This is a genomic window from Pseudomonas sp. A (assembly GCF_056270345.1).
Genome location: NZ_CM149873.1, coordinates 540,904 through 551,840 on the forward strand (window position 1 = coordinate 540,904; position 10,937 = coordinate 551,840).

Below are 10,937 nucleotides of genomic sequence, written 5' to 3' on the forward strand. Positions count from 1 at the left end.
CCCCTTCGCGGGTAAACCCGCTCCCACAGGGTCGCGCTGTCAGTCAGTTCAGCGCCGTACCTGTGGGAGCGGGTTTACCCGCGAAAAGGCCGGGGCAGGCTCAGCCCTTGTCCTGGCAATCCAACTGCAGGTTAGCCTGGGTAATATTGCTGTCAGCCGGCACGCTGCGAGTCAGCCAGACGTTGCCGCCGATGGTCGAACCCTTGCCGATGGTGATCCGCCCGAGGATGGTCGCACCCGCGTAGATGACGACGTCGTCCTCGACGATCGGGTGGCGTGCCAGGCCCTTGTGCAAGTTGCCCGACTCGTCGCTGGGGAAGCGCTTGGCGCCCAGGGTCACGGCCTGGTAGATACGCACCCGCTCACCGATGATCGCGGTCTCGCCGATCACCACGCCGGTGCCGTGGTCGATGAAGAAGCTCGGGCCGATCTGCGCGCCGGGGTGGATGTCGATGCCGGTGGCCGAGTGCGCCAGCTCCGAGCTGATCCGCGCCAGCAGCGGCAGGCCGGCCTGGTACAGGTGGTGGGCCAGGCGGTGGTGGATGATCGCCAGGATGCCCGGGTAGCACAGCAGCACCTCGTCGACGCTGCGCGCCGCCGGGTCGCCGTGGAAGGCCGCGAGCACGTCGGTGTCCAGCAGCACGCGCAGGGCCGGCAGGGCCGCGGCGAAGTCCTGGATCAGGCGCAGGGCATGGCCATCGACATCGACCACATCGGTCTTGCCATGGCGCGCCGCGTAGCGCAGCTCCAGGCGGGCCTGGGCCAGCAGCGCGGTGAGCGCGGCGTCGAGGGTGTGGCCGACGTAGAAGTCTTCGCTCTCTTCACGCAGGTCCACCGGGCCCAGGCGCATGGGGAACAGCGCGCCGCACAGCTGCTCGAGAATCTGCCGCAGCGCCTCGCGCGACGGCAGCTCGCGCCCGCCCTGCTCGCCGCTGCTGCGGCCGTTGTTGCTGCGCCACTGCTCACGGGCGCTGCGCAGGCCACTGACGATGCCCTGCAGTTGCCAGTGCCCGGTTGATGGTTGTTCGCTCACGGTGTTTCTCCTGCCGGATAGGCCAACTGTTTTTATCGCCGGGTAGGGCCCCTTCGCGGGTAAACCCGCTCCCACAGGGACCGTATTGCCCTTGAGGCTTGCGCTGGACCTGTGGGAGCGGGTTTACCCGCGAAGAGGCCAGCATTGGATGGATGCGATCAACGATACGTCAAATCTGCCTCTTGGAAAAAACAACGCTTTATTCCATCCTGAGCTAAGTCGGGCATAAGCGGCTGCAAAATGCAGAAACGGGAATAACAACATGATTTTTTATTATTTCCCGGCCTATGAAGCCCACCTCTATAGTCGCCACCTCACTACTTCCACAACAAGCGCGGGGCCTGCCATGACCAAATTCGCCAAACCCCTTCTCAACGCCAGCCTGGCGCTCCTGCTCGGTGCCGGCCTGCTCGGCCAGGCCTTCGCCGGCGAGCAGTTGAAGACCATCCAGGAGAAGGGCGTGATCAACGTCGGCCTGGAAGGCACCTACCCACCGTTCAGCTTCCAGGACGAGAACGGCAAGCTGGCCGGCTTCGAGGTCGAACTGTCCGAACTGCTGGCCAAGGAACTGGGGGTCAAGGCCAAGGTCCAGCCGACCAAGTGGGACGGTATCCTCGCCGCCCTGGAGTCCAAGCGCCTGGACGTGGTGATCAACCAGGTGACCATCTCCGAAGAGCGCAAGAAGAAGTACGACTTCTCCGAGCCCTACACCGTTTCCGGTATCCAGGCCCTGGTGCTCAAGGGCAGCGACAACGAGAAGAACATCAAGACCGCCGCCGACCTTGGTGGCAAGAAGGTCGGTGTCGGCCTGGGCACCAACTATGAACAATGGGTGAAACAGGACGTGCCAACGGCCGATGTCCGCACCTACGAAGATGACCCGACCAAGTTCGCCGACCTGCGCAACGGCCGTATCGACGCCATCCTGATCGACCGCCTGGCCGCACTCGAGTACGTGCAGAAAACCGCCAAGGACAAGAAACCCACCGCGCTGGCCGGCGAGAAATTCTCCAAGCTGGAATCGGGCGTGGCCCTGCGCAAGGGCGAGCCTGAACTGCTCGCGGCGCTGAACAAGGCCATCGACAAGCTCAAGGCCGACGGCACGCTGGCCAAGCTGTCCGAGAAATACTTCGGTGCCGATGTCACCAAATGATCGCTGAAAGCCTGCAACTCGTTGTCGATTCCGCGCCCTTCCTGCTCAAGGGCGCGGGCTATACCGTGCTGCTCAGTGTCGGCGGCATGTTCTTCGGCCTGGTGCTGGGTTTCGCCCTGGCACTGATGCGCCTGTCGAAGATCCTGCCGCTGGACTGGCTCGCCCGCATCTACGTGTCGTTCTTCCGCGGCACGCCGCTGCTGGTGCAGCTGTTCGTGATCTACTTCGGCCTGCCGCAGATCGGCATCGAGCTTGATCCGATCCCGGCATCGCTGATCGGCCTGTCGCTGAACATGGCGGCGTATATCTGCGAAATCCTCCGCGCGGCGATCTCTTCGATCGACCGTGGTCAGTGGGAAGCGGCGGCCAGCATCGGCATGACCCGCACCCAGGCCATGCGCCGGGCGATCCTGCCGCAGGCCCTGCGCACCGCACTGCCGCCGCTGGGCAACAGCTTCATCTCGCTGGTCAAGGACACCGCCCTGGCGGCGACCATCCAGGTGCCCGAGCTGTTCCGCCAGGCACAGCTGATCACCGCCCGGACCTTCGAGGTCTTCACCATGTACCTGGCTGTCGCGGTGGTCTACTGGATCCTCTGCAGCATCCTGGCGCACTTCCAGAACCGCATGGAAGCGCGGGTCAACCAGCACGACCAGGAGCAATGAGATGATCGTAGTACAAGGCCTGACCAAGCAGTTCAAGGGCCATACCGTGCTCAACGGCATCGACCTGACCGTGCAACCCGGCGAGGTGGTCGCCATCATCGGCCCCAGCGGCTCGGGCAAGACCACGTTCCTGCGTTGCCTGAACCTGCTGGAAACCCCCGATGCCGGACGCATCCAGATCGGCGACATCAGCATCGATGCCAATCGCCCGCTGGGCGGCCAGCAGGGTGCGATCCGCCGCCTGCGCCAGCAGGCCGGATTCGTGTTCCAGAACTTCAACCTGTTTCCCCACCGCACCGCCCTGGAGAACGTCATCGAGGGGCCGGTGATCGTCAAGAAGACGCCCCGCGACAAGGCCATCGAGCTGGCCAGGCGCCTGCTGGCCAAGGTCGGCCTGGCGGGCAAGGAAGACGCCTACCCGCGCCGCCTGTCCGGTGGCCAGCAGCAGCGGGTGGCCATCGCCCGCGCCCTGGCCATGGAACCCGAGGTGATCCTGTTCGACGAGCCTACCTCGGCGCTCGACCCGGAGCTGGTGGGCGAGGTGCTGGAAACCATCCGCGGCCTGGCCGAGGAAAAGCGCACCATGATCATCGTCACCCACGAGATGAGCTTCGCCCGCGATGTCGCCAACCGGGTGATCTTCTTCGACAAGGGGGTGATCGTCGAGCAAGGCGAGGCCAAGGCGCTGTTCGCCAATCCGCGGGAAGAGCGCACCCGCCAGTTCCTGCGCAAGTTCCTCGGCACCGCCGCCGGCCAGGAATGAGCCCGATGCGCGGGGCTCACACCTCGCGCAGGTTGTGGCAACGCCTGAAACGGGCTTCCAGGTTGCGATCGGGCATCTGGTGGCTGCGCAGGGCGTTGAGGGTCTGCTCCACGTAATCGCGTGTCGTGCCATAGCGCCCCTTGGCGCTGGCGAGGATCTGGCTGAGCAAGGTGTCCGGCAGGTTGCCCGCGTAGCATGGCAGGTGCCGTTCCAGCACGAAGCCCAGGGCCTGGACCTTGCTGCCGTCGCCCAGACGGCAGCTGAGCCAGTGCGGGCGATAGGCCGGGAACGGCATTTCGCGCATCCACAGGGCCATCAGCGAATCGTCAAGGTTGCTTTCGTCCAGACGGTAGGCGAAACCGCTGCAGGAACCGCCACGGTCCAGGCCGAACACCAGGCCCGGGCACTCCGGGGTGCCACGGTGCTCGTGGGACCACAGGTACAAGCCGCGGTGGTAGCCATGCACCCGTGCCCGCTGGCGCTCGACCGAGTTGCATTCGGGGCGCCAGATCAGCGAGCCGTAGGCAAACAGCCAGACCGGGCCGCCTTCGTGCAGGGACATGGTTTCCTGCATCGAGCGCTGCAGTTGTTCGCGGGACAACTGTTGCCCGAAGTCGAGTGACGGCGGATAGGCTATTTGCCAGGATAAACTTTCAAGTGTCGACATGAGCTGCCGCCATTAATTCCTGTGAACTACAAAGTTGCGCGTTCCACTGCTGTTGATGCAGGGCCTGACCCTACGTCTTCGCGGGTAAACCCGCTCCCACAGGAGGTGTGCAGGGCTTGTGGGAGCGGGTTTACCCGCGAAGGCCCTGGCGCTTAACGTAAGGGATAAGACACTTGCGACTCAAGCCGGAAGACACAATTTCATTCAACCTTCCGCTGAACGGAAACTAATAATCCGAGTATAGCGAAACTTATTACCCGCACCGGTAATAATCCCCGCCCTATAATCAACAGGAAAATACTTGGTTATTAAACCCGGCACGCCCTTGCAGCGTGCGGGTTGTTTCAGCCGCGCGGCGCGTAGGCAAACACGTCGGCGCGCATGCGGTGGGCATCCATGCCGGCCTCGACCAACGCATCGAGGGTGGCATAGACCATGTTCGGCGAGCCGCTGGCATAGACATGCACCTGGTTCAGGTCGCCGATGTCCTCGCACACCGCCTCGTGCAGCAGCCCACAGCGTCCTTCCCAGCCGCACAGGTCGCTGACCACCTTGTGCAGGAACAGGTTGGGCAGGCGCTGCCACTCGTCCCAGTGCTCGATCTCGTAGAAATCTTCAGGCCGGCGCACGCCCCAGTACAGGTGCACCGGATGCTTGAAGCCCTGGGCGCGGCAGTGCTCGAGCAGGCTGTGCATCTGGCCCATGCCGGTGCCGGCGGCAATCAGTACCAGAGGGCCATCGGGCAGCTCCGCCAGGTGGGCGTCGCCGAACGGCAGTTCGATGCGTGCCAGTCCATTGCGCTGCAACTGCTGGATCAACTGCACCGCGCTGCTTTCCCGCGCCAGCACGTGCAGCTCGAGGTCGCGCCCACCATGGGGCGCCGAGGCGAGGGAGAAGGCCGCCTTGTCCATGCCCTCACGCTCGATCATCAGGTACTGCCCCGCGTGATAGCGCGGCGGCTTGCCGGCAGGCGCGCGCAGGCGCACGCGCCAGACGTCGCCACCGACCTCGACGCATTCGCTCACGGTACAGGCCAGCTTGCGCACCGGCAGCTCGCCCAGGGCCAGCACACCATCCCACAGCAACACGCAGTCCTCCAGCGGCTCGGCGATGCAGGTGAACAGTTCACCGTGATCGCGGACTTGGCCTTCCTGGCGAACACTGCCTTCCACCAGCAGCGCGGCACACACATGGCAGTTGCCGTTGCGGCAGCTGCTTGGGCAGTCGTAGCCCAGGCGCCGCGCCGCATCCAGAATCCTTTCACCCGGTTCGACCGCCAGTACCGCCCCGGAAGGCTGCAAGGTTACCTGCATCAATCTATTCCCAACTGGTCCCACAGCTCATCGATACGGCGGGTGACGGCCTCGTCCTTGACGATGACCCGGCCCCATTCGCGTGTAGTCTCGCCCGGCCACTTGTGGGTGGCGTCCAGGCCCATCTTCGACCCCAGGCCCGACACCGGCGACGCAAAGTCGAGGTAGTCGATCGGGGTGTTGTCGATCATCACCGTATCACGCTTGGGGTCCATGCGCGTGGTGATGGCCCAGATCACATCGTTCCAGTCGCGGGCGTTGATATCGTCGTCGGTGACGATAACGAACTTGGTGTACATGAACTGTCGCAGGAACGACCACACACCCAGCATGACGCGCTTGGCGTGGCCTGGATACTGCTTCTTCATGGTCACCACCGCCATGCGGTACGAGCAGCCTTCCGGCGGCAGGTAGAAGTCGGTGATCTCGGGGAACTGCTTCTGCAGGATCGGCACGAACACTTCGTTCAGCGCCACCCCGAGAATTGCCGGCTCATCCGGCGGCCGGCCGGTGTAGGTGCTGTGGTAGATCGGTTTCTGCCGGTGGGTGATGCGCTCGACGGTGAACACCGGGAAGCTGTCCACTTCGTTGTAGTAACCGGTGTGGTCGCCGTACGGGCCTTCCGGGGCCATTTCGCCCGGGTGGATCACACCTTCGAGGATGATCTCGGCAGTGGCCGGCACCTGCAGGTCGTTGCCACGGCATTTGACCAGTTCGGTACGGTTGCCGCGCAACAGGCCGGCAAAGGCGTATTCGGAAAGGGTATCGGGGACAGGGGTCACGGCGCCGAGGATGGTCGCAGGGTCTGCGCCCAGGGCCACGGCCACGGGGAACGGCTGGCCTGGGTGTTTCTCGCACCATTCGCGGTAGTCCAGCGCGCCGCCACGGTGGCTCAGCCAGCGCATGATCACTTTGTTGCGGCCGATCACCTGCTGGCGATAGATACCCAGGTTCTGGCGGTCCTTGTTCGGCCCGCGGGTGACGGTCAGGCCCCAGGTGATCAGCGGCGCCACGTCGCCCGGCCAGCAGTGCTGGATGGGCAACTGGCCCAGGTCGACGTCGTCGCCTTCGACCACGATTTCCTGGCACACCGCGTCCTTGACCACCTTCGGCGCCATGGACACGACCTTCTTGAAGATCGGCAGTTTCGACCAGGCGTCCTTCAGCCCCTTCGGCGGCTCGGGCTCCTTGAGGAACGCCAGCAGCTTGCCGATCTCGCGCAGTTCCTCGGTCGATTCGGCGCCCATGCCCATGGCCACCCGCTCGGGAGTGCCGAACAGATTGCCCAGCACCGGGATGTCGAAGCCGGTGGGCTTTTCGAACAGCAACGCCGGGCCCTTGGCGCGCAGGGTGCGGTCGCAGACTTCGGTCATTTCCAGTACAGGGGAGATGGGAACCTGGATGCGCTTGAGTTCACCGCGCTGTTCCAGACCACGGATGAAGTCGCGCAGATCGCGATACTGCATGCAAGGGCCTCGTGTTGGGCGTATCGGTCGGGGTGCAGAGTGTAGCGCCGTTCGGCCGTTCATTGGGGGCAAAAATACGTTGGGGCCGCTTCGCGCCCCTTCGCGGGTAAACCCGCTCCCACAGGTTTCGAGTGATCCCTGTGGGAGCGGGTTTACCCGCGAAGGGGCGCGAAGCGGCCCCAATTACTTCCTGGTTGGCAGCGCTTACTTGCGCTTCATCGACAGGAAGAACTCGTCGTTGGTCTTGGTCTGCTTGAGCTTGTCGACCAGGAACTCGATGGCGGCGATCTCGTCCATCGGGTGCAGCAGCTTGCGCAGGATCCACATGCGCTGCAGTTCGTCGTCGGCGGTCAGCAGCTCTTCGCGGCGGGTACCGGACTTGTTGATGTTGATGGCCGGGAACACACGCTTCTCGGCGATACGACGGTCCAGGGGCAGCTCCATGTTGCCGGTACCCTTGAACTCTTCGTAGATCACTTCGTCCATCTTCGAGCCGGTCTCGACCAGCGCGGTGGCGATGATGGTCAGCGAGCCGCCTTCCTCGATGTTACGCGCGGCACCGAAGAAACGCTTCGGTTTCTCCAGGGCGTGGGCGTCGACACCACCGGTCAGTACCTTGCCGGAGCTCGGGATCACGGTGTTGTAGGCACGGGCCAGACGGGTGATCGAGTCGAGCAGGATGACCACGTCCTTCTTGTGCTCGACCAGGCGCTTGGCCTTCTCGATGACCATCTCGGCGACCTGCACGTGGCGGGTCGGCGGCTCGTCGAAGGTCGAGGCAACCACTTCGCCGCGCACGGTGCGCTGCATCTCGGTCACTTCTTCCGGGCGCTCGTCGATCAGCAGGACGATCAGGTGGCACTCGGGGTTGTTACGGGTGATGTTGGCCGCGATGTTCTGCAGCATGATGGTCTTGCCCGCTTTCGGCGGGGCGACGATCAGGCCGCGCTGGCCCTTGCCGATCGGGGCGCACAGGTCGATGACGCGACCGGTGAGGTCTTCGGTGGAACCGTTGCCGGCTTCCATCTTCAGGCGCTTGTTGGGGAACAGCGGCGTCAGGTTTTCGAAGAGAATCTTGTTCTTCGCGTTTTCCGGACGGTCGAAGTTGATGGTGTCGACCTTCAGCAGTGCGAAGTAACGCTCGCCTTCCTTCGGTGGACGGATCTTGCCGACGATGGTGTCGCCGGTGCGCAGGTTGAAACGACGGATCTGGCTGGGCGAGACATAGATGTCGTCAGGGCCGGCCAGGTAGGAGGCATCCGCCGAGCGCAGGAAACCGAAACCATCCTGGAGAATCTCCAGCACGCCGTCACCGGAGATCTCTTCGCCGCTTTTCGCATGCTTTTTCAGCAGGGCGAAAATCACGTCCTGTTTGCGCGAACGGGCCATGTTTTCGATGCCCATCTGTTCGGCCATTTCCAAAAGATCGGTAATCGGCTTTTGCTTGAGTTCTGTCAGGTTCATAAGGGGAGTGACGTAATCATGTAAGGAAGGGAGAAATTAAGCGTTGGCTTAATGAGGCCGCGCCGCTAGATGGCGACAGGATCGCGTACTGATTCGAATTAGGGATGCTTCGGCGACGGCGTGCAGAGGGCACTGGAGAAGCAGTGCGAGGCCGAATGTAACACTTGCTTTTTTCGACGTCTAGTGGTTTTGACCACCGTTTTCCGGGGCTATCCGTCTGGATGGGCGCGATAGCGGGGCTCGCCAGCCCTCAGGGAAAATGCCTACAACAGATAAAGAAAAGCCCCGCATTTGCGGGGCTTTGTCACATCACACGTTGGCGTCGAGGAACGCCTTGAGCTGCGACTTGGACAGCGCGCCGACCTTGGTGGCCTCGACGTTGCCGTTCTTGAACAGCATCAGCGTCGGGATGCCACGCACGCCGTGCTTGGCGGGGGTTTCGGCGTTTTCGTCGATGTTCAGCTTGGCGATGGTCACCTTGCCCTGGTATTCAGAGGCGATGTCGTCCAGCACCGGAGCGATCATCTTGCATGGGCCGCACCATTCAGCCCAGTAGTCGACCAGCACCGCGCCTTCAGCCTTGAGTACGTCGGCTTCGAAGCTGGCGTCGGTGACATGTTTGATAAGATCGCTGCTCATGGATATCTCCAGGTCGTAAGCATAAAAAAACGTTGCCCATCATAGCCGCACCCTGGCGCGACAGGAAGCCACAGCTGATTGAGTGTAACTATAGTTGTGCAAGACGCCACGAATCGAAACCGTCATGTCACGGTCATAACATTGCTATGACATTGCCATGCATCAAGCCTTGCCGTGCCGCTCGTTGGCGTATGCCCGCGATCGTGGCACGATTGCCGGGTTAACGACCGAGAACCTCCAGACCATGCCGCACACCACCGCGAAGAACCTGTCTCTGATCGCCGCCATCGACCTGGGCTCCAACAGCTTCCACATGGTCGTGGCCAAGGCCCATCACACGGAAATCCGCATCCTCGAAAGGCTTGGAGAAAAGGTTCAGCTCGCCGCCGGTATCGACGATGAGCGCAAGCTCAGCGAAGAAGCCATGGAGCGCGGCCTGGAATGCCTCAAGCGCTTCGCCCAGCTGATCAACGGCATGCCCCAGGGTTCGGTGCGCATCGTCGGCACCAACGCCCTGCGCGAAGCGCGCAACCGCAATGAATTCATCCTGCGCGCCGAAGCCATTCTCGGCCACCCGGTCGAGGTCATCTCCGGCCGTGAAGAGGCGCGCCTGATCTACCTGGGCGTGTCCCACACCCTGGCCGACACCCCCGGCAAGCGCCTGGTTGCCGACATCGGCGGCGGCAGCACCGAGTTCATCATCGGCCAGCGTTTCGAGCCGCTGCTGCGCGAAAGCCTGCAGATGGGCTGCGTGAGCTTCACCCAGCGCTACTTCCGTGACGGCAAGATCACCCCGGCGCGCTACGCCCAGGCCTACACCGCCGCGCGCCTGGAACTGATGAGCATCGAGAACGCCCTGCACCGCCTGACCTGGGACGAGGCCATCGGCTCGTCCGGGACCATCCGCGCCATCGCCGCGGCGATCAAGGCCATCGGCCAGGGCAGCGGCGAGGTCAACGCCGAGGGCCTGGCGGCGGTCAAGCGCAAGCTGTTCAAGCTCGGCGAGACCGACAAGATCGACTTCGAAGGGGTCAAGCCCGATCGGCGGACCATCTTCCCGGCGGGCCTGGCCATCCTCGAGGCGATCTTCGACGCCCTGGAGCTGCAGCGCATGGACCACTGCGACGGCGCCCTGCGCGAAGGCGTGCTGTTCGACCTGCTGGGCCGCCATCACCACGAGGACGTGCGCGAACGCACCCTGAACTCGCTGATGGAGCGCTACCACGTCGACCAGGGCCAGGCCGCGCGCGTGGAGCGCAAGGCGCTGCATGCCTTCGACCAGGTGGCCAAGGCGTGGGATCTGGATGGTGGAAATTGGCGCGATCTGCTGGGTTGGGCGGCGAAAATCCATGAAATAGGACTGGATATCGCCCACTATCACTACCACAAGCACGGCGCCTACCTGATCGAGCACTCCGACCTGTCAGGGTTCTCCCGCGAGGACCAGCAGATGATGGCCCTGCTGGTGCGCGGCCACCGCCGCAACATTCCCAAGGACAAGTTTGCCGAGTTCGGCGACGAAGGCGTCAAGCTGATCCGCCTGTGCGTGCTGCTGCGCTTCGCCATCCTGTTCCACCATATCCGCGGCACCCAGCAGATGCCCAAGGTGGAGTTGCAGGCAGGCGACAACAGCCTGGAGGTGGTATTCCCGAGTGGCTGGCTGGAGCAGAACCAGCTGACCCAGGCTGACTTTGCCAACGAGGCGGAGTGGCTGGCGCGGGTCAATTTTGTTCTCAGCGTCCGGTAAACCGCGGGGCATGGCACCGGCTGCGCC

10 protein-coding genes are annotated in these 10,937 nt (G+C 63.4%); 4 read left to right on the forward strand and 6 right to left on the reverse strand.

Annotated elements, in window-relative coordinates; all coding sequences use genetic code 11:
• Positions 1 to 100: 100 nt before the first annotated feature.
• Positions 101 to 1,033 carry a serine O-acetyltransferase EpsC gene (gene epsC, locus AC0MAZ_RS02475; RefSeq protein WP_475860063.1) on the reverse strand — a complete coding sequence of 311 codons (933 nt, stop codon included), beginning with the start codon at positions 1,031 to 1,033 and terminating at the stop codon, positions 101 to 103.
• A gap of 346 nt (positions 1,034 to 1,379) precedes the next feature.
• Between epsC and tcyJ the strand changes: the two genes are divergently transcribed.
• Genes tcyJ through tcyN form a run of 3 tightly spaced genes read left to right on the forward strand, consistent with a single transcriptional unit; the run spans position 1,380 to position 3,614 of the window.
• Entirely contained in the window at positions 1,380 to 2,186 is an 807-nt protein-coding gene (tcyJ, locus tag AC0MAZ_RS02480; RefSeq protein WP_203649525.1) for a cystine ABC transporter substrate-binding protein, read from the forward strand.
• Positions 2,183 to 2,851 carry a cystine ABC transporter permease gene (gene tcyL / locus AC0MAZ_RS02485; RefSeq protein ID WP_203649523.1) on the forward strand — a complete coding sequence of 223 codons (669 nt, stop codon included), beginning with the start codon at positions 2,183 to 2,185 and terminating at the stop codon, positions 2,849 to 2,851. The genes tcyJ and tcyL overlap by 4 nt, the downstream gene beginning before the upstream one ends.
• Position 2,852: 1 nt before the next feature.
• Positions 2,853 to 3,614, forward strand: a complete 762-nt coding sequence (tcyN, locus tag AC0MAZ_RS02490) for an L-cystine ABC transporter ATP-binding protein TcyN (RefSeq protein ID WP_203649522.1) — start codon at positions 2,853 to 2,855, stop codon at positions 3,612 to 3,614.
• A 16-nt stretch (positions 3,615 to 3,630) separates the two neighbouring features.
• On the opposite strand, the gene AC0MAZ_RS02495 is transcribed toward tcyN, so the two are convergent.
• The 5 genes from AC0MAZ_RS02495 to trxA all read right to left on the reverse strand — a co-directional run bounded on the left by AC0MAZ_RS02495 (position 3,631) and on the right by trxA (position 9,163).
• Positions 3,631 to 4,281 carry a gamma-glutamylcyclotransferase gene (locus AC0MAZ_RS02495; protein WP_203649520.1) on the reverse strand — a complete coding sequence of 217 codons (651 nt, stop codon included), beginning with the start codon at positions 4,279 to 4,281 and terminating at the stop codon, positions 3,631 to 3,633.
• A 344-nt stretch (positions 4,282 to 4,625) separates the two neighbouring features.
• Positions 4,626 to 5,594 (reverse strand): CDP-6-deoxy-delta-3,4-glucoseen reductase, encoded by a 969-nt coding sequence (locus AC0MAZ_RS02500; RefSeq protein WP_203649512.1) that lies wholly within the window; start codon positions 5,592 to 5,594, stop codon positions 4,626 to 4,628.
• Positions 5,594 to 7,060 (reverse strand): 4-hydroxy-3-polyprenylbenzoate decarboxylase, encoded by a 1,467-nt coding sequence (ubiD, locus tag AC0MAZ_RS02505; protein ID WP_186660587.1) that lies wholly within the window; start codon positions 7,058 to 7,060, stop codon positions 5,594 to 5,596. Before ubiD ends, AC0MAZ_RS02500 begins: the two co-directional genes overlap by 1 nt.
• A gap of 204 nt (positions 7,061 to 7,264) precedes the next feature.
• Entirely contained in the window at positions 7,265 to 8,524 is a 1,260-nt protein-coding gene (rho, locus tag AC0MAZ_RS02510) for a transcription termination factor Rho (protein WP_011536308.1), read from the reverse strand.
• Between the two features lie 309 nt (positions 8,525 to 8,833).
• Positions 8,834 to 9,163, reverse strand: a complete 330-nt coding sequence (trxA, locus tag AC0MAZ_RS02515) for a thioredoxin TrxA (RefSeq protein WP_203649511.1) — start codon at positions 9,161 to 9,163, stop codon at positions 8,834 to 8,836.
• A gap of 244 nt (positions 9,164 to 9,407) precedes the next feature.
• On the opposite strand from trxA, the gene ppx reads away from it, so the two are divergent.
• On the forward strand, positions 9,408 to 10,910 hold the full coding sequence (gene ppx / locus AC0MAZ_RS02520) for an exopolyphosphatase (RefSeq protein WP_475861380.1): 1,503 nt from the start codon (positions 9,408 to 9,410) through the stop codon (positions 10,908 to 10,910).
• The last annotated feature ends 27 nt before the right edge of the window (positions 10,911 to 10,937 follow it).